Source organism: Methyloversatilis sp., from assembly GCF_030698125.1.
Classification (GTDB): Bacteria; Pseudomonadota; Gammaproteobacteria; order Burkholderiales; family Rhodocyclaceae; genus Methyloversatilis.
Genome location: NZ_JAUYNV010000009.1, coordinates 1 through 22,711 on the forward strand (window position 1 = coordinate 1; position 22,711 = coordinate 22,711).

Consider the following 22,711-nt stretch of genomic DNA (forward strand, 5'->3'; position numbering starts at 1 on the left):
GTCCAAAAGACGAGAGTAGACGCCGTTTCGCGAAGGTCCACAAGGGGCTGCATCAGGTCATTGACGGTAAACGGGATAACATGCGGAACAACCCATTCGGCATGGTTCAGGCGCTATGCGTTTCGAGTGCGGAAGCCCTGCAGGCGCAGCCGTGTCTTGAATTCCCGGTTCAGATACTCATCAGGATTGAGTTCTGGCGAATAGGGTGGCAGGTAAAAAACTTCGATCTTCGCCTGGTGCTCCTGAAGCCACTCGGTAACCAGTTTCGCGTGATGCACGCGCAGATTGTCCAGAATCAGAAACACTTTCCCAGCGCTATCTGTGATGAGACCTTCCATGAATTCGATCATCAGATCGGTGTTCATTGCCCCCTCAATGAATTCGAACCGCACCAGTCCCTGATTGCTGATAGCCGAAATCATCGTCAGTCCGTGCCGCTTGCTCGGAGCCGCCAGCACGGGTGTCTGACCCATGGGCGCGTAGCCTCGCAACCAGTGTCCGTCCTCGGCCACCGCCGTCTCGTCGCCCCAGTAGATCGTGGCCTCCTCGGCCTTTGCGCGCGCCATGATTTGCGGATAGGCCTCGTTGATCCACTGCTCGACCTTGAGCGGGTTTTGTTCCAGCGCCCGCTTCATCGGCCGCTGCGGCGTGTAGCCCCAACGCAGCAGGTATTCGCCCACGGTGCGGATCGGCATGTCGATATCGAACAACACCTTGACCAGTTCCATTACCGCTCGCCGGTTCCACAGCGCAAACGGCAAGCTCATCTGATTCGGGTTCTGACCCACGATGATCGAACGCAATTGCCATTCCTGAGCCAGGGTCAGCGTACGCCCCGACAAAAAGCGCCGACCCCGCGTCTTCGACACCAGTCCGCCTGCACCTTCCGTGGCATAGCGGCGCGACCAATTCAGGACCGTTCCGACATTGACGCCAACGACTCGCGCAATCTCTTTCCACGTCAATCCAAGCTCGGCGCGCATTCGCATCGCCTGGCGGCGCATTTCATCTTGGGCGTGGCGGGGAAGCTTTCGGGCGTCGATCTTTTCCATCCACGAATTATATCAGAATCGGCTAATTGATTGCCGGGTTAATATTCATAACTTAACGTCTTAGTGCAACCGAAGAAAAGAAGCGCAGCCTTTTTCTGGTCTGATGCAGCGCATTACTCGGCGCCTTGCGCCCGTCTCTCTCCCGGCTCCGCTAACTCCCATAGCCCTGTTGGCGACGCAGCTACGGGCTTCATAACGCCCTTCCTGCGCAAGACGTTGGCCGCCCAGCGCATGTCGTACTGCCATGTGTAGAGAAGATCACCAGATGCTTTAAGTTGTGCCTCATGGTGCGCCCAAATGAACTTTGCGACCTCGACTAGCCTTGCGTTGCCGCCGCAATCTCGTAAGGCATCCCTAACCCAGTCCTGCAGATCATGCTTAGTGGCCATCGACAAGTACCTTAGGCAATTGAGATTGGTGATGCCGAGCTTTTATTTTGAACGCCAATGTCGTTGGCTAAATGGACTTCTAGCTTCAGCTCAATGGCTTGCGTGGAACGGGGTCGAATACTCAGTCATAAAAATCGCGCGAAAAACCCTACCACACGGCGCCCGCATTATGACAAGGCCTTCGTCAACATCAACCAACATTTTCGGGAGCGGCTGTTACGTACGGTTCAAGGTTCCTGCTCGGAACCAAAAAGGGTCAAGGCGTCTGCGCGCGCAGCTTTGCCCTCAACGCCCGTTCAACTTGGAGTAAGGTTGGCTAAGCTCGGGCTGCGTTTGGGCGCAGGCGAGTAAAGGTTCTGATGTCGCGGTCGGGTGTCCCGCGCGACTTGGTGCATTTCCTGGATGCTGTCCTCGTCGCGCTCACTCCGCCAGCGGCTCGAACAGCGCCGCCAGATCGTTCTCCCCGAACTTCTCCAGTGCCGCCTCGTCGTTGCCCAGGATGCCTTCGGCCAGGGCGGCCTTTTTTTCCTGCAGGGCGACGATGCGTTCTTCGATGCTGCCGGCGACGATGAGCTTGTAGACGAACACCGGCTTGTCCTGGCCGATGCGGTGGGCGCGGTCGCTGGCCTGGTTTTCGGCGGCGGGGTTCCACCAGGGGTCGTAGTGGATGACGGTGTCGGCGTGGGTGAGGTTGAGGCCGACGCCGCCGGCTTTCAGGCTGATCAGGAACACCGGCACCGTGCCTTCCTGGAAGCGGCGCACCACGGCTTCGCGGTGGGTGGTGTCGCCGGTCAGCGTGACCGAGCCGATGCCGGCGTCGTCCAGTTCGGTCTTGATCAGGTCGAGCATGGCGGTGAATTGCGAAAACACCAGCACCTTGCGGCCTTCGGCCAGCAGGTTTTCCAGCATGTCCATCAGGAGGTCGAGCTTGGCGCGTTCCTTCACGCGCAGCGCGGCGTCGGTCTTCAGCAGGCGCGGGTCGCAGCACACCTGACGCAGCTTGAGCAGCGCGTCGAGGATGACGATGCGGCTGCGCGCGAAGCCGCGGCTGGCGACTTCTTCGCGCACCCGCTTGTCCATCGCGACGCGCACGGTTTCGTACAGGTCGCGCTGGCGGCCGGTCAGTTCGACCGTGCGCAGCACTTCGGTCTTGGGCGGCAGTTCCTTCGCGACGTCGTCCTTGCGCCGCCGCAGGATGAAGGGCGCCACGCGCCGGGCCAGCAGTTCGCGCCGGATCAGGTCGCCGTGCTTTTCGATCGGCGTGCGCCAGCTGCGCGTGAAATCCTTCGATTCGCCGAGAAAGCCGGGCAGCAGGAAGTCGAACTGCGCCCACAGCTCGCCCAGATGGTTTTCCATCGGCGTGCCGGTGAGGCACAGCCGGTGACGTGCGCGCAGCAGGCGCACCGCCTTTGCCGCCTGGCTGCCGGTGTTCTTCACCGTCTGCGCCTCGTCGAGGATGAGCAGGTGGTAGTCGTGCGCGGCCAGCTTTTCGTGGTCGCGCCACAGCAGCGGGTAGGTGGTGAGGCACACGTCGTGCTGCGGGATCCGGTCGAACAGCGTGCTGCGGTCGGCGCCGTGCAGCTTGAGCACGCTCAACTGCGGCGCGAAGCGCTCGGCTTCTCGCTGCCAGTTGAACACCAGCGAGGTCGGCAGCACGACCAGCGCCGGGCGGTCGAGCCGGCCGGCGAGCTTTTCGGTCAGCAGGTGGGCCAGCGCCTGGGCGGTCTTGCCCAGCCCCATGTCGTCGGCCAGGATGCCGCCCAGATCGTGTGCCCGCAGATGCTGCAGCCAGGCCAGCCCTTCGCGCTGGTAGGGGCGAAGTTCGATGCCGAAGCCCGCCGGCTCGACGACCGGCGCGATGCCCCGCATGCCGCGCAGCCGCTCGACCCATTTTTCCAGCGACTGGAAGCCGGCGCGCGTCCACTTCGCATCGAGCGCCTCGGTCAGGCGCGGGGCGTCCATGCGCGACACGCGCAGCGCGCCGGCGGTCGGGCTGTCGAACAGGTCGACCAGGGTGCGCGCCAGTGGCTTGATGCGCCCGGCCGGCACGACGATGCGCTCGCCTTCCGGCGTGTGCAGTTCGGTCGCGTCTTCGTCGCGCATGCGGTCGAGTGCGACCGGGTCGAGCCAGCGGCCGTCGCGCTTGAACAGGGCGTACAGCAGCGGCGCCAGATCGAGCCGGCGGCCGCCGACGTCGATGCCGAGCGACAGTTCGAGCCAGCCGTTTTCGTTTTCGTCGAGATCCGCGTACCACTCGTCGACCACCAGCACGCGGTGGCGGAAGTCTGGCGGACAGTCGATCTGCCAGCCGGCGCGGGTCAGCACGCCGGCTTCGGCGGAAAAGAAGCGCGCCCAGGCGGCTTCGCTTTCCAGCCCGAGTGCGCCGACCGGCAGCGGGTCGAACATCTGCAGCCAGCGCGCCTGCAGCGGCGCAAAACCGACCTCGCTCAGCAGCGCGAGCGCGCGGCCTTCGGCCGCCAGGTCGCGCTTGACGCGCACCGCGCGCCCGCTGGGCAGGGTGGCGAGATCGGACGAGTCGGTGGCGGCGAAGCGCGCCTGGCCGTAGTGCAACGACACGGTGGCGAGGTCGTACAGCGTGTGGCCGAGCGCCTTGTCGTAGCGGCGATGCGGCTTCACATGCCACACGGCAAGGCTCTGCAGCTGCAGCACCGGGCGCAGCGGCTCGGTCAGCAACGGCAGGTTGGCGGCGTCGCGACCGAGCGGCGACGGCAGCGCGGGCGCCACGTCGGCCAGCGCCCCGGCGACCAGCGGCAATTCGGCCGGCGACAGCAGCGGCAGTTCCAGCACCGCCATCAGCGCGGCGCGGTCCGGGTGCAGCACTTCGCCGGCCTGACCTCGGGCGGCGTCGACATACCAGGGCGGCTCGGTCGGCAGCACGGTGCTGGCCGGTGGCGTGCAGGCGAGCAGGGCGCGCACGCCGAGCTTTTCGGTCTGCCATTCGAGCTGGCCGGGGCGCGGTTCGCCGGCCGCAAGCAGGTGGACGAGGCCGTCACCGCCGCTGTCCAGCACATAGGTGCGACCGGTTTCGAGCGCGCTGCGCAGCACGCCCAGCCCGTCGCTGCCGCGCAGTTCGAAGGGGACGAAGGTGCTGCTGTGGCGCTTGCGGATGGCGTCGCGCAGCACGCGGAACACCGGCAGATCGCTTTCGTGCACGAAAGAGGGCGGCTTGAGCAGCGCCTGTTCGTAATTGAACCAGGGCTGGCCGTCGCCGCTGAAGGCGCCGTCGCGCGTCAGGCGCGCCTTGAGCAGCCGGAACTCGGGCGCCTGCGTACCGCGCAGCGCGACCAGGAAGATGATGGCATCGCGCACCGGGTTGCTGCGCTTCTTCGTTCCGGTGCTGGTGTCCCGGGCCAGGCGCTGACCCAGGGTTTGCGCCCAGCGCAGGATTTCGGCGCGCGGCTTTTCGATCAACTCGCCCTGCTGTTTCGCCGCCAGCAGCAGGCCGACCGCGTGCTTGCAGCGGTTGCCGACCGGGCAACTGCAGCGCGACGCCACTTCAAGCGTGCGTTCGCCGAAGTATTCGCGCCGTTCCAGCCGCACCGACACCTGATACGGCTGCGGTCGCGAGCCGCGCACCAGCGCGCGCAGCGTCGGGCCATTGACCTCGATATCGCCCACCCGCGACACATAGCCGCTGCCGCGGATGATGGTCTCTTCCGAGAACAGCTCGCCGAGCATGCGGTCGTCGAGCTGCGAAAGCAGGCGGGTCAATTCCATTGCGAAACGGCGCGCACAAGGCGAAAAAAAACGGACGCAGGATTGTAAGCCCTGCGTCCGCCGCTCGCATTACAGTTGGGTTCAGGTGCGCGGCCGCTCGGCGCCTTCGCGCTGGGTCAGCGTGTCGGCGCGCACCCAGCTGACGTGCCGGTGCAGCATGCCGGCCGCGGCACGGGCCTGTTCCTCGTCGCCGGCCACCACGGCAAACATGCCCTGACCGCCCGGCTCGACATGCACGCCCATGCCACCGTACGAGGCGGTCAGCACGCGCGCCTTCTTCGCCGTGTTCTGCGGCAGCAGCAGCAGGGTGGCCGGGCCCTTGTCGGTGTCGAACACGATGTGCCAGCCGGTGCCGCCGGGCACCGGGCACAGCTTCACGTAGCGCACCGACGACAGCGGCACCCGCACTTCGGCGCCGAAGCTTTCGAACACCTGTGCCACCCGTTCCGGTTCGATCAGCCGCGTGCTCATCAGCGCCTGCGGCTCGTGCATCACGTGATCGACCGCCAGCGCGATGCGGTCGCGGTCGGGTGCGGCGTGCCAGTACTGCGCGCCCATGCCCAGGCTCAGCACCAGGCTGGCCGCCAGCGCCCACAGCTTGAACGGCGTACGCGTCTGGCTGCGGCCGCCCACGATGATGCGTTCGGCCAGACCGTCGGGCACGTCGATGCTCACCGCCTGCTGCAGCGCGCGCTCCTGCGCATTGACCCGGCGCGAAAAGCTCTGGCAGCCGGCGCAGGCGATCAGGTGCTCTTCCGCCGCTTCGGTCAGACGCCGCGGATCGGCCATCTTTTCGCGCCGGAAGTCGATGCAGTTGAAGCCGTCGGCGCTCATGATTCGGCCCTCCGGCTGGCGGTGCCCGGTTGGGCGGTGAGCGTGCTGCGCAGCGCCTGCCGGGCGCGGGTCAGGCGGGTCATGATGGCGCCTTCGGTGGTCTCGAGCATGGTGGCGATTTCGGCACATGAAAATCCGCCCAGTGCCTGCAGCACCAGCGGTTCGCGCAAGGTCAGCGGCAGGCTGCCCAGCAGGTTTTCCATTTCAAACACTTCCATCGGTTCGTGATCGGCGGCGATCTGCAGGTCTTCAAGCTCGACATCGACGTAATCGAACTGCTTGCGCTCGTACAGCCGGGCGTGCTCGCGCCGCACGATGGTGATCAGCCAGCTTTTCGTGGCGTTGGAATCCTTGATGTCGTCCCACGCCTTCCAGGCGCGGACAAACGTTTCCTGCACCAGGTCTTCGGCCACGAACTTGTCGCGGCACAGCCACCAGGCGAACCGGTAAAGATCCGGGCTGAAGGCCCGCACCGCCTGTTCGAAGCTCTTGCGTTTGCTGAATCCGAGTATCACGACGTCGTCCGGGGATGAGCTGACAAGCCTACAGACCCGCGCAGCCTGCGCAACCTTACATCGTGTGACAGACCGAACGGGCCGGCCACTACCCGCTGCCCGCCAACGGCTGGCCAGTGAAGGCTCCCACGAAAACCGCGACGGTGCTGCCCTTCGCAGGAGCGGACCCCGTCCGCGATCCGTACGTTGATCACGCGATGCCGTATTTCGGAGACCGGATCGCCTGCGGGGCAGGCTCCTACGAAAACCGCGACGGTGCTGCCCTTCGTAGGAGCGGACCCCGTCCGCGATCCGCACGTTGATCATGCGCTGCCGCGTTTCGGAGACGGGAATCGGCTGCAGGGCCAGCCGTGGATGGCTCCTGCAGGGACTTGCCTGTCTCTACAATGGCGCCTTCGATGATTCCGGCGGCGCGACATGCAGAACTTCCTTGCCGTGGGCGGCGGTGCGGCGCTCGGTGCCTGGCTGCGCTGGGGGCTGGGCCTGACGCTGAATCCACTGTTTGCGGGTTTCCCGCTCGGCACCTGGGTGGCCAATATGGTCGGCGGCTTGCTGATGGGCGTGGCACTCGCCGTGTTCCAGGCGGTGCCGGATGTGCCGCCGCACGTGAAACTGCTGTGTACAACGGGGTTTCTCGGCGGACTGACCACCTTTTCGAGCTTTTCCGGCGAGGTGTTTTCGCTCTTCCAGCGTGGCGACACGATGTGGGCCTTCGTCGCCGTGGCCGCGCACGTGATCGGTTCGCTCGCCATGACCGCGCTCGGTTGGTGGATGTGGAAGAACGTGGTGGGCTAGCCGTGTCGCGGGTGGTCGTCGGGGATGGGCGTGTCGAGGGTGACAGGCCGCTGTTGGGCATCGCTGCGCTCACCCCAACCTACGGGGGGTGCGGGGCGGAGGGTGTGGATGTTGGGCATCGCCTTTGGCTCACCCCAACCTACAACTACAACGGCGTGAGGCGTCCGTAGGTTGGGGTGAGCGCAGCGATGCCCAACACCCGCCCCACCATCCCCGTAGGTTGGGGTGAGCCAAAGGCGATGCCCAACACCCACCCCCCGCAGCCGCCCCGTTCGTTGAAGTCAGCGCAGCGATCCCCAACCCCACCCATCCGAACCGCCCGCCCGGTGCACCTTTCAACGACAATGTCGCCCTTTCCGCCGCTGGCGGATCGCTGTCCCGACCGATGACTGTGCCGCGCCCCGATCTGAACGCCCTCCTCGAAAGCTGCATGAGCCGTGACGCGGCGGCGATCGGCCGTGCGTTGCGCGAACTGCCGCCGGGGCAGCGTACGCCCGACAAGTGGCCCGCAAAGCTGGCTGAACGCGTCGCGGCGTCGCAGGCGAAGGTCGCGGCGCGGCGCGCGTCGGCGCCCAGGATCGAATACCCGGAAGAACTGCCGGTGTCGGCGCGGCGCGACGAGATCGCCGCCGCGCTGGCCGCGCACCAGGTCATCATCGTGTGTGGCGAAACCGGCTCCGGCAAGACCACGCAACTGCCCAAGCTGTGCCTCGAACTGGGTCGCGGCGCGCGCGGGCTGATCGGCCACACGCAGCCGCGCCGCATCGCGGCGCGCGCCACCGCCGACCGGGTGGCCAAGGAATTGAACGTGTCGCTCGGTCGCGAAGTGGGTTTCGCGATCCGCTTCACCGACCGCACGTCGGAAGACAGCCGCATCAAGCTGATGACTGACGGCATCCTGCTCGCCGAGACGCAGCGCGACCGCTGGCTCGCCGCCTACGACACGCTCATCATCGACGAGGCGCACGAGCGCAGCCTGAACATCGATTTCCTGCTCGGCTATCTGCGCGAGGTGCTGCCGCGCCGGCCCGACCTGAAGGTGATCGTCACCTCCGCCACCCTGGACGCCGAGCGCTTCGCCAACCACTTCGCGCAGGGCGACACGCCGGCGCCGGTGATCGAGGTCAGCGGCCGGCTGTACCCGATCGAAATGCGCTGGCGGCCGTTCGAGGCGCAGAAAGACCGCGATCTGTACGACGCCGTATGCGACGCCGTGGACGAGGCTTTTTCGACCGGCCCGGGCGACGTGCTGGTGTTCATGCCGGGCGAGCGCGAGATTCGCGAAGGCACCGAGGCGCTGCGCAAGCACCACACGCGGCTGGCCGGCGTGAAGCCGGAAGTGCTGGCGCTGTATGCGCGTCAGTCGGCGCAGGAACAGTCGCGCGTGTTCCAGGGTTCGAACGGCCGGCGCGTCATTCTCGCCACCAACGTGGCCGAAACTTCGCTCACCGTGCCGGGCATCCGCTACGTGATCGACACCGGTCTGGCGCGCGTCAAGCGCTACAGCTACCGCAACAAGGTCGAGCAGCTGCAGGTCGAGCCGATCGCGCAATCGGCGGCGAAGCAGCGCGCCGGCCGCTGCGGCCGGGTGTCGAGCGGCGTGTGCTTCAGGCTGTACGACGAAGAAGACTTCAACCAGCGGCCGGCGCACACCGACCCGGAAATCCTGCGCTCGTCGCTGGCCGGCGTCATCCTGCGCATGAAGTCGCTGAGTCTGGCCGACGTCGAGGAATTCCCCTTCATCGACCGCCCGGCGCCGCGTGCCATCGCCGATGGTTATCAGCTGCTGCAGGAGCTGGGTGCGGTGGACGAGGCGCGCGACCTGACGCCGCTCGGCCGCGAACTGGCCAAGCTGCCGGTCGACCCGCGCGTGGCGCGGATGATTCTGGCGGCGCGCGATCACGGCGCCCTGAAGGAAGTACTCGTCATCACCGCTGGCCTGTCCGTGCAGGACCCGCGCGACCGGCCCGAAGAACGGGCCGGCGCCGCCGATCAGGCGCACGCGAAGTTCGCCGACGAACGCAGCGAATTCCTGTGGTACCTGAAGGCCTGGGCGGCGTTCGACGAGGTGTGGCATCACCAGTCGCAGGCCAAGCAGCGCGAGTGGTGCCGCGCCAACTTCCTGAACTGGATGCGCATGCGCGAGTGGCGCGACGTGCACACCCAGCTGCACACGCTGTGTGCCGAGCACGACTGGAAGGAGAACGAACGGCCGGCCGAATTCGACGCGCTGCATCGCGCGCTGCTGACCGGCCTGCTCGGCAATCTCGGGCTGCGCATCGAGGACGCGCGCGCCGGCGAGCCGCCTTATCTGGGCGCACGCGGCATCAAGTTCTGGCCGCATCCGGGATCGGCGCTGGCGAAGAAGGGCGGCAAGTGGATCATGACCGCCGAACTGGTCGAAACCACGCGACTGTTCGCGCGCTGCATCGCGCGCATCGAACCGGAATGGGTGGAGGAGGTGGGCGCCCATCTGCTGCGTCGCTCGACCTACGAGCCGCACTGGTCGAAAAGCCGCGGCGAGACGGTGGCCTGGGAGCGCGGCGTCATCCACGGCATCACGCTGTATGCCAAGCGGGCGGTGCAGTACGGCAAGACCGACCCGGTGCTGGCGCGCGAACTGCTGATCCGCGAAGGGCTGGTCAATGGCGACGTGACCGACATCGCGCTGAAGCAGATGAAATTCCTGCAGCACAACCTCGATCTGATCGCGCAGATCGAGCGGCTGGAAGAGAAGCAGCGGCGGCAGGACCTGCTGGTGGACGAATCGCTGATCCACGCCTTCTACGATTCCATCGTGCCGGCCGACGTGATCGACCTGCGCGGCTTCGAGCGCTGGCGGCGCGACGCCGAACGCGAAAACCCGAAGCTGCTGCACCTGACGCGCGAACAGCTGATGCGCCACGAGGCGGCCGGCGTCAGCAGCGAGCGCTTCCCGGCCAAGATGGATCTGCTGGGCCAACGGCTGAAGCTCGAGTACCGGCACGAGCCGAATGCGGCCGACGACGGCGTCACGCTGACCGTGCCGCTGACGCTGCTGAACCAGATTCCGGCGGCCAGGCTCGACTGGCTGGTGCCCGGCCTGATCGAAGAGAAGGTGCTGCAGCTCGCGAAGACCATTCCGCCGAAGTTGCGCCACCGGTTGCAGCCGGTGGCTGGTTTCGTCGCCGATTTCATCGCGCAGGAGCACGACCAGGCCGAACCGCTGGTGAAGGCGCTGGCGCGCGCGATCGAACTGAAGGTGAGCCTGAAGCTGCCGTCCGATGCCATCCGCGCGGAAAACCTGCCGGCGCATCTGATGATGAATGTGCGTGTGGTCGATGAGCACGGCCGGGTACTCGGCCAGTCGCGCAATCTGGCCGAACTGCGCACCCGGCTGAAGGACGAGGTGGCGCGTCGCTTCGAGTCGGCACGCATCGCGCTGCCGCCGGCCGCGCCCGTGGCCGATGCGGCGCGAGTGTTGGCCAGTGAGCTTGCCAGTGCGCCGGCAAACGCACCGGCCGCGGGGCACAACGAGGCGGTGACCGCGAAGGCGGCGACGGCGCGCGGCAGCATGGCCGACGCGCTGTCTGCGCTGGGCGCGCGCGACGTCGTGGCGAAGGCGCCGGTACCGCAGCCGACCAGGAAGGGCCGCGCTGCAGCCGAACCGGCCGCCCCGGCGGTCGCCGAGCAGACCGCCGGTGACGAACGCTACCGCGCATGGACTTTCGGGCCGCTGCCCGAACTGATGGAAGTCGAAGTGGCCGGTCGCCGGGTGATCGGGTTTCCGGCGCTGCAGGACGAAGGCGAGTCGGTCAGCCTGCGCGTGCTCGACACGCCGGAGGCCGCACTCGAGGTGCACCGGCGCGGCCTGCGCCGGCTGTTCGCGCTCGAGCTGCGCGATCAGGTGAAGTACATCGAAAAGAGCCTGCCCGGCCTGCGCGACATGGCGATGCAGTACATGAATCTGGGCAGCGAACCGGAACTGCGCGCCCAGCTGGTGGCCGCCACCATGGACCGCTGCTGCATGATGGAACCCTGGCCGCAGGATGCCGCGAGCTTCGCCGCGCGCCGCGACGAAGCCCGGCCGCGCATTTCGCTGGTGGCGCAGGAAATCGGCCGCCTCGCCGGCAGCGTGCTGACCGAATACGCCGCACTGAGCAAGAAGCTGGTCGCGCTGAAGGCGCATCCGGACGCCGGCGCCGACATGCGCGCCCAGCTCGATGCGCTGGTCGGCAAGCACTTCATCGAACGCACGCCGTTCGAGCGGCTGACCCACTACCCGCGCTATCTGAAGGCGATCGCCCTGCGCATCGACAAGCTGCGCACCGACCCGGAACGCGACGCCCGCGCGCTGGCCGACTGGCAGTCACTGGCTACCCTGTGGGACCGCGAACGCATCGTGCGTGCCCGCGCCGGCGTGGCCGATCCGTTCATCGATGAATTCCGCTGGCTGCTCGAAGAGCTGCGCGTGAACCTGTTCGCCCAGGAACTGCGCACCCCGGTGCCGGTGTCGGTGAAGCGGCTGCAGAAAATATGGGAATCGCGTGCGCGGGCGTGACCGGCCTGCCGTCCGCTCCCACAGATGCAACCCACGGTCACTCTCTGCAAGAATGGCCGATGGGAAAAATTCCGGAATGACACGACATGTCTGCTGACACCGACCCGCGCCTGCGCACGCTGATCGCGGCGTTCGAATCCTTGACGCCGGATACCGTGGATGCGCTCGCTGCGCTGTATGCGACCGACGCGCGCTTCCGCGATCCGTTCAATGACGTGCGCGGTCGGGCTGCCGTGGCGCGCATCTTCAGCCACATGTTCGAGCAGGTCGGCGCACCGCGCTTCGAGGTGCACTCGGCGATGAGCGAAAGCGATGCGGCGTGGCTGGACTGGACGATGCACTTCACGATGCGCGGGCAGGCGCTGCAGATCGTGGGCGCGACGCGGCTGTGCTTCGACGACGCGGGGTGCGTCGCCGAACATCGCGATTACTGGGATGCCGCGCAGGAGCTGTACGAAAAGCTGCCGGTGATCGGCGGTGCGATGCGCTGGCTGCGCCGCCGACTCGCCGTGCCGGGCCTCTGACGACGCCCGGCGATTGGCAGAGCGGCTACTTGCGGGCGCCTGCCTGATCCAGCCGGCGTGCTTCTTCCGGGCTGACGATTTCGAAGATCGCCACCACCTTGGCGACGCCACCGGTCGCGGCAGCGACCTGCTTGGCGGCGTTCGCCTCGGCTTCGGTCACGAGGCCCATCAGATAGACCTTGCTGCCTTCGGTCACCACCTTGACGTGGTTGGCCGACACGCGCTGCGAATCGAGAATGCGCGCCTTCACCTTCGAGGTGATGAGCGCGTCGCTCGAACGCTGGGTCAGCGACGACACCCCGGCGATTTCGGTCTCGTTGCTGATGCCGCGCACATTCGGCACGCCACCCGCGATGGTTTCGGCTTCGGCGCGCGTGGCGTCGTCGGCCACCTGGCCGGTCAGCAGCACATTGCGGTTGTAGCTGGTGACGCTGATGTTGGCGCGATTGCCCAGCTTTTCGCGCAGGCGCGAGCTGGTCCGCAGTTCGATGCCTTCGTCTTCGACCTGGGTGCCGCTGGTGCGCCGATCGAGCGCCGACAGCACGGCGCCCCCGGCACCGGCCGCGACGATCGGGAAGCAACCTTGAAGCATCGGTATGCAGGCCGCAGCAAGTGCGGCAATCAGCAGCGGACGCGCGAGTTTCGCGCGGGTGGTCATGATCGGTGTGTGGGTCATCATTCGGTTCCTAGAAGCATGCAATCAATGCCGTCACACAGGCAATGCAGGGTGAGCAGGTGAACTTCCTGGATGCGCGCCGTGCGTTCGGCTGGCACGCAGATATGGATGTCGCGTTCGGTGAGCATTTCGGCGATGCGTCCGCCGCCGCGGCCGGTCAGCGCCACCACGCGCATTTCGCGCTCGTGCGCGGCGCGGATGGCCTCGATCACGTTGCCCGAATTGCCCGATGTGGACAGTGCGAGCAGCACGTCGTTCGGCTGGCCGAGCGCACGCACCTGTTTCGCGAACACCTGTTCGTAGCCGTAATCGTTGGCGATGGCGGTCAGGATGGAGGTGTCGACGGTCAGCGCGATGGCTGCGAGCTCGGGTCGTTCGCGTTCATAGCGGCCAACCAGTTCGGCGGCGAAATGCTGCGCGTCGGCCGCCGAACCACCGTTGCCGCACGCCAGAATCTTGCCGGTGGCCATCAGGCTGGACACCATCAGTTCGATGGCATCGCCGATCGGTGCCGCCAGCAATTCGACCGACGAAAGCTTGGTTTGCGCGCTGTCGAAGAAATGCTCGGAAATGCGTGAAACCAGGTTCATGAGGACACAGGGCAGGGTGAAGCGCGGAGTTTATCAACATCCCCCGTGTTGCCCCGTTTTCTTACAGCCGGAAACGAAGCCGGCGTTCATTGCGCGGGCGCCAGTTCGACATAGACGTCGATGCGCACGCGCTGCCACGGGTCGGGGTCGTCGGTCAGGCGGCCGATGCGCGCGCTCAACCGCTGTCCGGCATCCATTTCGGCTGCCGCCTCGAAATTGGCGGCGCGCGGCAGATAGCCCAGCATGTGGCCGCGCCACAGCACGCGGATGGCGCGCCGGTCATGGCGATTGCCGGGTTCGCGTTCAAGTGTCAGCGCATCGCCTTCGCGCAGGCCCGGGCGTACCGCGTGCAGCTGGTGGAACTGGGCGCCGGCCAGTGGCGAGCGCTGCGCCAGCAGGCGCAGGCTCTGGGCGGATGCGAGGTCGGCCGCGAGCGAGGCGAGCAGCGCCAGCACGCTACAGGCCGAACGCATCGCGTATCCATTCGATCTGCCTGCCGTCCAGCCCCGACAGCGCCACCACGTCGAAGCGTGCCGGTCGCTGGCGCGTACGCCGGCCCTGTTCGGCCAGATAGTGCTGCGCGGCGCGGATCAGCCGCGCCTGCTTGGTCGGGCCGACGCTGGCGGCCGCGCCGCCGAAGCGCGCATCACGACGCAGGCGCACTTCGACGAAAACGAGGCTGTCGCCGTGTTCGCACACCAGATCGAGTTCGCCGTCCGGCCAGCGCAGGTTGCGGCCGATCACCCGCAGGCCGTGCGCTTCGAGATGACGTGCAGCCAGCGCCTCGGCCGCTGCGCCGTGCGCAGCGCGCAGCGTCATGCCGGCTTGTGGCGGACCGCTGCCACGCTCAGAATGGCGGCCCGCCCGCAGGAAAGTACCCGATGACCGATGCCGTGACACCCCATGATGACCTCGCGCGAGAATTTACGACATCGGCATTGTATGTCGTCGGCACGCCGATCGGCCATCTGGGCGAGCTGTCGGCGCGCGCCATCGCGGCGCTGCGCGCGGCCGACCTGATCGCCTGCGAGGACACGCGGGAAACGTCGCGTCTCGCCCGCCACCTCGGGCTGACCGCGCAGCTGGTGGCGGTGCATGAACACAACGAGCGCAGCGGTGCGGAACGCCTGATCGCAGCGCTGCGCGACGGCCGGCGCGTGGCGCTGGTGTCCGATGCGGGCACGCCGGCGGTGTCCGACCCCGGCGCGCGGGTAGTGCGCGCAGTGCAGGACGCCGGCTTTCGCGTGATACCGATCAGCGGGCCGAGTGCCGCCGTGGTGGCGCTGTCGGCCAGCGGTCTGCTCGACGCACAGTTCCGTTTCGCAGGCTTCCTGCCGGTCAAGTCGGCTGCGCGCCGCAAGGTGCTGGAGTCGCTGCGCGAACAGGACTGCGCACTGGTGTTCTACGAAGCGCCGCATCGCATCGTCGAATGCGTCGACGATATCGCCGCGGTGATCCAGCCGGAGCGCGAACTGGTGATCGCCCGCGAACTGACCAAGCTGTTCGAGCAGATCGTGCGCCTGCCGGTATCGGAGGCTGCCGCCTGGCTGGCGGCAGACCCCAACCGCCAGCGCGGCGAATTCGTGCTGCTGCTCGCGGCCGCGCAGCCGGAAGAAGGTCTCGATGCCGCGGCGCGTCGCACGCTGGATCTGCTGCTCGACGAACTGCCGCCGAGCCGCGCCGTGAAGGTGGCGCAGGCCATCACCGGCGCGCCGCGCAAGCTGCTGTACGACCACGCGATAGCGCACGGCACGGATGCGCCGCAGGACGAGGATGCCGTGTGATCGCACGCAGAGCCAGCCGCGGATGGCTCCTGCGAAAACCGCGACGGCTTCATGACTGGCGACGTTTTTCGTAGGAGCGGACCCTGTCCGCGATAGGCGCGTTGATCAAGCGACGTCGCCGTCTCGGAGACCGGAATCGCCTGCGGGGCAGGCTCCTACGAAAACCGCGATGGCTTCATGACTGGCGACGTCGCTTGTAGGAGCGGACCCTGTCCGCGATCCGCACGTTGATCGTGCGCCATCGCGTGTTGGGAGACCGGGATCGCCTGCGGGGGCGGAGCGGGGGTTTCGGCGAGCACTGCTCGCTGCCCGCAGAGCCGGCCGGCCATGCTGGGCCGGCCGTGGAGGGCTCCTACGAAAACCGCGATGGCTTCACGACTGGCGACGTCGCTTGTAGGAGCGGACCCTGTCCGCGATAGGTGCGTTGATCAAGCAGTGCCGCCTTTGCAGAGACCGGAATCGCCTGCGGGGCAGGCTCCTACGAAAACCGCGACGGCTTCATGACTGGCGACATCGCTTGTAGGAGCGGACCCTGTCCGCGCCGATGGGCTGCGAAGCGACTATGCGGGATAATCGTGCAGCCAGCGTGCGCGTGTTGCGCGCGGGCTCCGAAAACGAATGGGACACCCGCTTTGAACAGACTGACGCTCACCCGCCCCGACGACTGGCATCTGCACCTGCGCGACGGCGCGGCACTCAAGGCGGTACTGCCCGATACGGCACGCCGTTTCGCGCGCGCCATCGTCATGCCCAATCTGCGTCCGCCGGTCACCACGGTGGCGCTGGCTGCGGCCTACCGCGACCGCATCATGGCGGCACACGCCGCCACACCGGGTCTGCCGCCCTTCGAGCCGCTGATGGTGCTTTACTTGACCGACAACACGCCGGCCGACGAAATCGACCGCGCCTGCGACAGCGGCTTCGTCAAGGCGGTGAAGCTCTACCCGGCCGGGGTCACCACCAATTCCGACTCGGGCGTGACCGATGTGGCGCGCTGCGATGCGGCGCTGGCACGCATGGCCGCGCGCGGCCTGCCGCTTTTGATCCACGGCGAGGTGACCGACGCCGAGGTGGACGTGTTCGATCGCGAGGCGGTGTTCATCGAGCGCGTGCTGCGCCCCCTGCTGGCGCGCCACCCGACGCTGCGCGTCGTGTTCGAACACATCACGACCAGGGACGCGGCGGAATTCGTGGTGGCAGCCGGCGACAACATTGCTGCCACGATCACGGCCCATCATCTGCTGTTGAACCGCAATGCGATCTTTGCCGGTGGCGTGCGGCCGCATCATTACTGCCTGCCGGTATTGAAGCGCGAGGTGCATCGCGTTGCACTGGTCGCCGCCGCAACGTCGGGCAACCGGCGCTTCTTTCTCGGCACCGATTCGGCGCCGCACGCGAAAGGCACGAAGGAGACAGCGTGCGGCTGCGCCGGCTGCTACACCTCGCACGCCGGCATCGAACTGTATGCCGAGGCCTTCGATTCGGTCGGGGCGCTGGACCGGCTCGAAGCCTTCGCCAGCTTCAACGGCCCGGACTGGTACGGTCTGCCGCGCAATACGTCGCGCATCACGCTGCTGCGCGAGTCGTGGGAGGTCAAGGCGGAGCAGGAATTTGCCGATGGTGATGTGCTGGTGCCACTGCGCGCGGGAGAGCGCGTCGCCTGGCGCATCGAACCTGAAAAGGTTGAATGAGTGATCCCATGACACGACTGACCTTGCTGATCCTGCCGTTCGCCGTCCTGCTGGCCGGATGCGATATCGAGAACGCCGCCTTCATGATCGAGAACAAGGATCACGCCCTGACGCTCAATCGTGAAAAGACCTATTTCTGGAGCGACGAATACAAGCTGGCCATCATCGTGTCGCGCATGCCGACCTGCCAGCGCCGTTACGTGATGAAGCCGGCACGACTGACCGCCGCCAATGTCAGCGTATTCGGCGGTGGCGAGCCGAACCGCTACCTGTTGCGGCAGGGCAGTCGCTGGTATGCCGTGAACACCACCGATTGCGCTTTCGCGGTGGTCGAGAAGCCGCCTGAAGTGCCGGAAGCGATCGGTGTGTTCCGTCGCAAGGATGACGTGCTCACCTTCGTCAAGAGCACGACGGCCGAGGCGGAGCAGCGCTGAGCCTTCCTGCTGCGTTGCCGGCCGGCCCGCTGCATGCTGGCATGCGGCCGCTGCTGGATGCGCTGCTGCCCGACCTGACGGCGCCCGCCGCCGCCTGGCTGGACGCGCAGGCAGCGCGCATCGGCCGTCCGCGAACAAGCACCGGACACGCGCTGACTTTTTCCGCAGCGCCACCCGGCGATCAGCCATACGAGTCGACAATTGCCGGCACCGGCTGCGTGCCGACGCGCGATCACAACTGGCACGACACCTTCAACGCGCTGGTGTGGCTGGCCTTTCCGCTGACCAAGGCGGCGATGAACCAGTGCCACGTCGAGCAGCTCGCGCACACGGTAGATGGCGCGGGAGCCCGCGGGCCGGTGCGCGATGCGCTGACCCAGTTCGATGAGGACGGGCTGGTGCTGGTGTCGGACGACAGCGCCCTGCTGGACGCCATCCGTCATCACCGCTGGCGCGAGGCGATGTTCGATCGCCGGGGCATGCTGGAGGCCGCCCGGGTATTCGTGATCGGTCATGCGCTGCTGGACAAGGCGCGCGCACCGCACGTCGGGCTGTGCGCCCGCGCACATCTGGTGTTCAGCGGGCAGCTGGGTAGCGCGGCAGCCGACGTGTCCGCTGCACGGGTCGATGCCTGGCTGGCGTGCCAGATCGGTGATGGCTTGTGGCCCCGTTCGCCGCGCGACCTGCAGCCGCTGCCGGTGCTCGGTCTGCCGGGCATGACGGCGGACAATACCTGCGCCACGTACTTCGACGACACGTGCCAGTTCAGACCCGTGCCACGCTGGCGGGCTGCACCATGAAAAAGGGCGACCTCATCGGGTCGCCCTTTTGACTTCTGCCGGCCGCCGTTCAGACCAGCTTGCCGTGGCACTGCTTGTACTTCTTGCCCGAGCCGCAGTGGCAGGGGTCGTTGCGACCGATCTTCGGACCGGCTGCCGCCGGCGTCGCGGCCGCGTTGCCACCGGCCGGCGGCGCCATCGGATCGACGCCTTCGCCCGCCAGCGACGGATCGAATTCGGCGTGCGTGTAGCGCACGTTCTCGAGATCGGGCGCCACCGGTTCGCTTTCCTGGATCTGCTCCGGTGAGCGGATTTCGACGTTCATCAGCACGCGCGTGACGTTGGCACGCACCGAATCGAGCAGGCCTTCGAACAGTTCGAACGCTTCGCGCTTGTATTCCTGCTTCGGGTTCTTCTGCGCATAGCCGCGCAAATGGATGCCCTGACGCAGGTGGTCGAGCGCGGCCAGGTGTTCGCGCCAGTGACTGTCCAGACTTTGCAGCATCACGTTGTGCTCGAACTGGCCGAACGATTCCCCGCCGACCAGCGCAACCTTCACTGCGTAAAGGTCGTCCGACATGCCGGTGATGCGCTTGAGCAGGTCGTCATCAGCCAGATTCGGTTCCGCAGCCAGCCAGTCGGCCAGCGGCGCGTCAATGCGGTACTCGGACAGGAAGGCAGACGTGGCACCCGGCAGGTCCCATTGCTCTTCGACGGTCTCCGCCGGCAGGTACTGGCGGAATGTGGTTTCAAGCACGCTGTGGCGCATGGCGGTGATCGTTTCGGCGATGTTGCCGGCTTCCAGCAGCGCGTTGCGTTGTTCGTAGATGACGCGGCGCTGGTCGTTGGCCACGTCGTCGTATTCGAGCAACTGCTTGCGGATGTCGAAGTTGCGCTGTTCGACCTTGCGCTGCGCGGATTCGAGCGAGCGGTTGACCATCGCATGTTCGATCGCCTCGCCTTCCGGCATCTTCAACCGGATCATGATGGCATTCAGGCGCTCGCCGCCGAAGATGCGCATCAGCGAATCTTCCAGCGACAGGTAGAAGCGCGACGAACCCGGGTCGCCCTGACGACCGGAACGACCGCGCAGCTGGTTGTCGATGCGGCGCGACTCGTGGCGTTCGGTGCCGATGATGTGCAGGCCGCCGGCCGAAATGACCTTGTCGTGCAGCGATGTCCATTCGGTGCGCAGCTTTTCGATGCGCGCCGCGCGATCGGCCTCGTCGATGCTGCTGTCTGCCCGCAGCGCCTGGATGGACTTCTCGACGTTGCCGCCGAGCACGATGTCGGTACCGCGACCGGCCATGTTGGTCGCGATCGTGATCACGCCCGGGCTACCGGCCTGCGCAATGATTTCCGCTTCGCGTTCGTGCTGCTTCGCGTTGAGCACCTGGTGCGGCAGCTTGTCCTTGTTCAGCAGGCCGGACAGCAGTTCCGAACTTTCGATGGAGGTGGTGCCGACCAGCACCGGCTGGCCGCGCTCGTGGCAGTCCTTGATGTCGACGATCACGGCCGCATACTTTTCCGGTGCCGTGCGATACACCAGATCGTTCATGTCCTTGCGGATCATCGGACGATGCGTCGGAATCACGACGGTTTCGAGGCCGTAGATCTGATGGAACTCGTAGGCTTCGGTATCCGCCGTGCCGGTCATGCCGGCCAGCTTGCCGTACATGCGGAAGTAGTTCTGGAAGGTGATCGACGCCAGTGTCTGGTTTTCCGACTGGATCTGCACGCCTTCCTTCGCCTCGACGGCCTGATGCAGGCCGTCCGACCAGCGGCGGCCCGGCATCAGGCGGCCGGTGAATTCGTCGACGATGATGATTTCGCCGTTCTGCACCACGTACTGCTGATCGCGGAAATACAGGTTGTGCGCGCGCAGGCTGGCGTACAGGAAGTGAACCAAAGTGATGTTGGCCGGCTCGTACAGGCTTCTGCCGGCTTCCAGCAAACCCTCGCTGCTGAGGATTTCCTCGGCATGTTCGTGACCGACTTCGGTCAGCAGCACCGTGTGTGCCTTTTCGTCGACCCAGTAGTCGCCCGGACCATCTTCCGTTTCGCAACGTGTGAGCCGCGGTGCCACGACATTGAGGCGCAGGTAGAGGTCGGTATGGTCGTCGGCCTGTCCGGAAATGATCAGCGGCGTGCGCGCCTCGTCGATCAGGATGGAGTCGACCTCGTCGACGATGGCGTAGTTGAGCCCGCGCTGGACGCGTTCATCCAGCGAATACACCATGTTGTCGCGCAGGTAGTCGAATCCGAATTCGTTGTTGGTGCCGTAGGTGATGTCGGCCGCATAGGCAACGCGCTTCTTGTCGGTCTGCATGCGCGACAGGTTCACGCCTGTGGTCATGCCCAGAAAACCGTACAGGCGTCCCATCATTTCGGCGTCGCGGCTGGCGAGGTAGTCATTCACCGTGACGACATGCACGCCCTTGCCGGACAACGCATTCAGATACACCGCCAGCGTCGCGGTCAGCGTCTTGCCTTCACCGGTCCGCATTTCAGCGATGCGGCCGCTGTGCAGCATGATGCCGCCCAGCAGCTGGACGTCGAAATGGCGCAGGCCCAGCACGCGCTTGCTCGCCTCGCGCACGACAGCAAAGGCTTCCGGCAGGATGTCGTCGAGCGTCTTGCCGTCGGCGAGTTGCTGCCGGAGGCTGACTGTCTTGCCCGCCAGTGCTTCATCGCTCAAAGCCGATAATTCGGATTCGAGAGCATTGATTCGATTGACGACCGAGCGGAATTTGCGCAGCAACCGATCGTTGCGGCTGCCGAAAATCTTGGTGAACAGGGAAGCAATCATCGAAGACTGGGGCCCGTTTCGGGCAAACCGAAGGCGGAAAAGGGTGCGATTCTAGCATGCGACCGCGCAGCCTCCAGCCGGGGGCAGCCGTGCATGCGCAAGCGGGGAGAGCCGGGCGCCGGGAGGCGCGCTCAGTGTGTGTGCCGGCCTGCTTTCGCCTGCTGCAGACCTGCCGGCTGTGCCTTGCGCGCCAGCTCCAGGAAGCGGTTCGGGTTCTGTGCCACGTCCTTCACCCGGACCTCGAAATGCAGATGCGGGCCGGTGGAGCGCCCGGTACTGCCGACTTCGGCGATCTTCTGGCCGCGCTTCACGATCATGCCGGCGCTGACCGAGAGCTTGCTTGCATGCGCGTAACGCGTGCTCAAGTCGCGTCCATGGTCGATTTCGATCATGTTGCCGTACTGCGGATGGTACGACGCGGCGGTGACCACGCCTGCCGCGGCGGCGATGATGGGCGTACCCACTTCCGCAACGAAATCGACCCCCTCATGCATGGCGCGCGAACCGTTGAAGGGATCGATGCGCCAACCGAAGCCCGACGTGTTCCAGGCACTGCCGATGACCGGCAATGTGGATGGCACGAGGGAGAGGCTGGCCTGGTCGAGCAGCAGTTCGGATTCGATCACCCCGAGGTAGTCGTCCTGCTGCGAAAGCAGATCGGCAAAGTGCTTCATCTGTGCTTCGAGTTCGATCGCGGACAAAGCATTTTCGCTCACCAGCGGACCACCCTGGCCGGGCGGTGGCGAAGTGCGGACCGGCTCCGGCGCCTTGACGCCGGCGAACTTCGCAAGGCGGGAACCGAGTGTGTCGAGCTGGATCAGCTGCGCCTGCATCTGCCCCAGCTTGACCGCCATGGTGTTCAGGTTTTCGCGCACGAACAGTTCGCTGCGCCGGATTTCCTCGTTGCGGGCGGTCGCGATCATGTCATCGATCAGCGGCAGCTTCCATTCACTGGCGTGCTTCAGGGTGATGAAGGAGAAGGCCGATGCGAGGGAAAATACCAGCACCGTGAAGGCAACGAGCGCGCTGACGAGGTGCCAGGGCTGGACCGTGATGGCCTTTGCTGTTGTCAGGCGACTGGAAACAAGAATAATCTGCACGCTCGCTCCCGAGTTCTTGTCTATGTCAGCCCGCCGCCTGCACGACCATCTAACAACGCAGGACAGCCTGGCTCAACTTGCCCTGCACGCCAGAACTATCGGGCGCGTGCAGCGGGCTTATGAAAAATTCCTGCCACCGGAACTGGCGAATATCAGCCGTGTATTGAACGTGAAGCAGGGAGTGGTGGTGGTCAGTGCGCCTTCGGGTGCCGTCGCCAACCGGCTCAGGCAAGTGTTACCCAGCGTACTGACAACCCTCCGGGAAAGTTGCAGGGAGGTTACCGAAGTCAGGGTCAAGGTGCAAGCCCATGAAGGACAACAGCTTCCGGTATCCGCACCCCGTCGCGAAGTCAGCCAGCAGGCGCGCGCCAGGCTTGCCGAAGGCAATGCCGGGCTCGCACCGGACAGCGAGTTGCGTCGTGCATTGCAGAAGCTGATCGACCGCAGCTGATGCGGTGCGC

At 66.0% G+C, this 22,711-nt stretch carries 18 protein-coding genes; 8 read left to right on the forward strand and 10 right to left on the reverse strand.

Features of this window, described 5'->3' with window-relative positions:
• Nucleotides 1-113: 113 nt before the first annotated feature.
• The 4 genes from Q8Q80_RS04570 to Q8Q80_RS04585 all read right to left on the reverse strand — a co-directional run bounded on the left by Q8Q80_RS04570 (nt 114) and on the right by Q8Q80_RS04585 (nt 6,528).
• The gene (locus Q8Q80_RS04570) at nt 114-1,052 is read right to left on the reverse strand and encodes an IS630 family transposase (protein WP_305631789.1); all 939 of its coding nucleotides are present in this window, start codon (nt 1,050-1,052) and stop codon (nt 114-116) included.
• 809 nt (nt 1,053-1,861) lie between these two features.
• The gene (locus Q8Q80_RS04575; protein ID WP_305631790.1) at nt 1,862-5,179 is read right to left on the reverse strand and encodes a DEAD/DEAH box helicase; all 3,318 of its coding nucleotides are present in this window, start codon (nt 5,177-5,179) and stop codon (nt 1,862-1,864) included.
• An 81-nt stretch (nt 5,180-5,260) separates the two neighbouring features.
• A complete protein-coding gene (locus tag Q8Q80_RS04580; RefSeq protein ID WP_305631791.1) occupies nt 5,261-6,013 on the reverse strand; it encodes a DUF3379 family protein in 753 nt (250 codons plus the stop codon).
• Nucleotides 6,010-6,528 (reverse strand): sigma-70 family RNA polymerase sigma factor, encoded by a 519-nt coding sequence (locus Q8Q80_RS04585; protein ID WP_305631792.1) that lies wholly within the window; start codon nt 6,526-6,528, stop codon nt 6,010-6,012. The genes Q8Q80_RS04580 and Q8Q80_RS04585 overlap by 4 nt, the downstream gene beginning before the upstream one ends.
• 417 nt (nt 6,529-6,945) lie before the next feature.
• Between Q8Q80_RS04585 and crcB the strand changes: the two genes are divergently transcribed.
• The 3 genes from crcB (at nt 6,946) to Q8Q80_RS04600 (ending at nt 12,387) form a co-directional block, all read left to right on the forward strand.
• Nucleotides 6,946-7,323 carry a fluoride efflux transporter CrcB gene (gene crcB / locus Q8Q80_RS04590; RefSeq protein ID WP_305631793.1) on the forward strand — a complete coding sequence of 126 codons (378 nt, stop codon included), beginning with the start codon at nt 6,946-6,948 and terminating at the stop codon, nt 7,321-7,323.
• A gap of 430 nt (nt 7,324-7,753) precedes the next feature.
• Nucleotides 7,754-11,863 carry an ATP-dependent RNA helicase HrpA gene (gene hrpA / locus Q8Q80_RS04595; protein ID WP_371132697.1) on the forward strand — a complete coding sequence of 1,370 codons (4,110 nt, stop codon included), beginning with the start codon at nt 7,754-7,756 and terminating at the stop codon, nt 11,861-11,863.
• Between the two features lie 86 nt (nt 11,864-11,949).
• Nucleotides 11,950-12,387, forward strand: a complete 438-nt coding sequence (locus Q8Q80_RS04600; RefSeq protein WP_305631795.1) for a nuclear transport factor 2 family protein — start codon at nt 11,950-11,952, stop codon at nt 12,385-12,387.
• A 25-nt stretch (nt 12,388-12,412) separates the two neighbouring features.
• On the opposite strand, the gene Q8Q80_RS04605 is transcribed toward Q8Q80_RS04600, so the two are convergent.
• The 4 genes from Q8Q80_RS04605 to Q8Q80_RS04620 form a co-directional block, all read right to left on the reverse strand.
• Entirely contained in the window at nt 12,413-13,063 is a 651-nt protein-coding gene (locus Q8Q80_RS04605; RefSeq protein ID WP_305631796.1) for a BON domain-containing protein, read from the reverse strand.
• A complete protein-coding gene (locus Q8Q80_RS04610; protein ID WP_305613344.1) occupies nt 13,063-13,653 on the reverse strand; it encodes a phosphoheptose isomerase in 591 nt (196 codons plus the stop codon). The genes Q8Q80_RS04605 and Q8Q80_RS04610 overlap by 1 nt, the downstream gene beginning before the upstream one ends.
• Nucleotides 13,654-13,739: 86 nt before the next feature.
• Nucleotides 13,740-14,126 carry an HIRAN domain-containing protein gene (locus Q8Q80_RS04615; RefSeq protein WP_305631797.1) on the reverse strand — a complete coding sequence of 129 codons (387 nt, stop codon included), beginning with the start codon at nt 14,124-14,126 and terminating at the stop codon, nt 13,740-13,742.
• Nucleotides 14,110-14,472: a YraN family protein gene (locus Q8Q80_RS04620; protein ID WP_305631798.1), complete on the reverse strand. Its 363-nt coding sequence runs from the start codon at nt 14,470-14,472 to the stop codon at nt 14,110-14,112. The genes Q8Q80_RS04615 and Q8Q80_RS04620 overlap by 17 nt, the downstream gene beginning before the upstream one ends.
• Nucleotides 14,473-14,591: 119 nt before the next feature.
• Here Q8Q80_RS04620 and rsmI point away from each other — a divergent pair, with 119 nt between their 5' ends.
• The 4 genes from rsmI to Q8Q80_RS04640 all read left to right on the forward strand — a co-directional run bounded on the left by rsmI (nt 14,592) and on the right by Q8Q80_RS04640 (nt 18,362).
• Nucleotides 14,592-15,437: a 16S rRNA (cytidine(1402)-2'-O)-methyltransferase gene (gene rsmI, locus Q8Q80_RS04625; RefSeq protein WP_305631822.1), complete on the forward strand. Its 846-nt coding sequence runs from the start codon at nt 14,592-14,594 to the stop codon at nt 15,435-15,437.
• A 632-nt stretch (nt 15,438-16,069) separates the two neighbouring features.
• Nucleotides 16,070-17,128, forward strand: coding sequence for a dihydroorotase (gene pyrC, locus Q8Q80_RS04630; RefSeq protein WP_305631799.1), 1,059 nt, complete (start codon nt 16,070-16,072; stop codon nt 17,126-17,128).
• A gap of 8 nt (nt 17,129-17,136) precedes the next feature.
• Nucleotides 17,137-17,562: a hypothetical protein gene (locus tag Q8Q80_RS04635; RefSeq protein ID WP_305631800.1), complete on the forward strand. Its 426-nt coding sequence runs from the start codon at nt 17,137-17,139 to the stop codon at nt 17,560-17,562.
• 41 nt (nt 17,563-17,603) lie between these two features.
• Nucleotides 17,604-18,362, forward strand: coding sequence for a DUF3025 domain-containing protein (locus Q8Q80_RS04640; protein ID WP_305631801.1), 759 nt, complete (start codon nt 17,604-17,606; stop codon nt 18,360-18,362).
• 49 nt (nt 18,363-18,411) lie between these two features.
• Here the strand turns inward: Q8Q80_RS04640 and secA are convergent, their stop codons facing one another.
• Nucleotides 18,412-21,150, reverse strand: a complete 2,739-nt coding sequence (secA, locus tag Q8Q80_RS04645) for a preprotein translocase subunit SecA (protein WP_305631802.1) — start codon at nt 21,148-21,150, stop codon at nt 18,412-18,414.
• 131 nt (nt 21,151-21,281) lie between these two features.
• Nucleotides 21,282-22,250 carry a M23 family metallopeptidase gene (locus tag Q8Q80_RS04650; protein WP_305631803.1) on the reverse strand — a complete coding sequence of 323 codons (969 nt, stop codon included), beginning with the start codon at nt 22,248-22,250 and terminating at the stop codon, nt 21,282-21,284.
• Nucleotides 22,251-22,272: 22 nt separating this feature from the next.
• On the opposite strand from Q8Q80_RS04650, the gene Q8Q80_RS04655 reads away from it, so the two are divergent.
• A complete protein-coding gene (locus tag Q8Q80_RS04655) occupies nt 22,273-22,701 on the forward strand; it encodes a DciA family protein (protein WP_305631804.1) in 429 nt (142 codons plus the stop codon).
• Nucleotides 22,702-22,711: the final 10 nt, after the last annotated feature.

Bases quoted from the DNA above. Each gene is read 5' to 3' on its own strand.
- Q8Q80_RS04570 (WP_305631789.1), bottom strand. From the start codon at position 1,052: ATGGAAAAGATCGACGCCCGAAAGCTTCCCCGCCACGCCCAAGATGAA.
- Q8Q80_RS04575 (WP_305631790.1), bottom strand. From the start codon at position 5,179: ATGGAATTGACCCGCCTGCTTTCGCAGCTCGACGACCGCATGCTCGGC.
- Q8Q80_RS04580 (WP_305631791.1), bottom strand. From the start codon at position 6,013: ATGAGCGCCGACGGCTTCAACTGCATCGACTTCCGGCGCGAAAAGATG.
- crcB (WP_305631793.1), top strand. From the start codon at position 6,946: ATGCAGAACTTCCTTGCCGTGGGCGGCGGTGCGGCGCTCGGTGCCTGG.
- hrpA (WP_371132697.1), top strand. From the start codon at position 7,754: ATGAGCCGTGACGCGGCGGCGATCGGCCGTGCGTTGCGCGAACTGCCG.
- Q8Q80_RS04600 (WP_305631795.1), top strand. From the start codon at position 11,950: ATGTCTGCTGACACCGACCCGCGCCTGCGCACGCTGATCGCGGCGTTC.
- Q8Q80_RS04605 (WP_305631796.1), bottom strand. From the start codon at position 13,063: ATGACCCACACACCGATCATGACCACCCGCGCGAAACTCGCGCGTCCG.
- Q8Q80_RS04610 (WP_305613344.1), bottom strand. From the start codon at position 13,653: ATGAACCTGGTTTCACGCATTTCCGAGCATTTCTTCGACAGCGCGCAA.
- Q8Q80_RS04615 (WP_305631797.1), bottom strand. From the start codon at position 14,126: ATGCGTTCGGCCTGTAGCGTGCTGGCGCTGCTCGCCTCGCTCGCGGCC.
- Q8Q80_RS04620 (WP_305631798.1), bottom strand. From the start codon at position 14,472: ATGACGCTGCGCGCTGCGCACGGCGCAGCGGCCGAGGCGCTGGCTGCA.
- Q8Q80_RS04635 (WP_305631800.1), top strand. From the start codon at position 17,137: ATGACACGACTGACCTTGCTGATCCTGCCGTTCGCCGTCCTGCTGGCC.
- Q8Q80_RS04640 (WP_305631801.1), top strand. From the start codon at position 17,604: ATGCGGCCGCTGCTGGATGCGCTGCTGCCCGACCTGACGGCGCCCGCC.
- secA (WP_305631802.1), bottom strand. From the start codon at position 21,150: ATGATTGCTTCCCTGTTCACCAAGATTTTCGGCAGCCGCAACGATCGG.
- Q8Q80_RS04655 (WP_305631804.1), top strand. From the start codon at position 22,273: ATGTCAGCCCGCCGCCTGCACGACCATCTAACAACGCAGGACAGCCTG.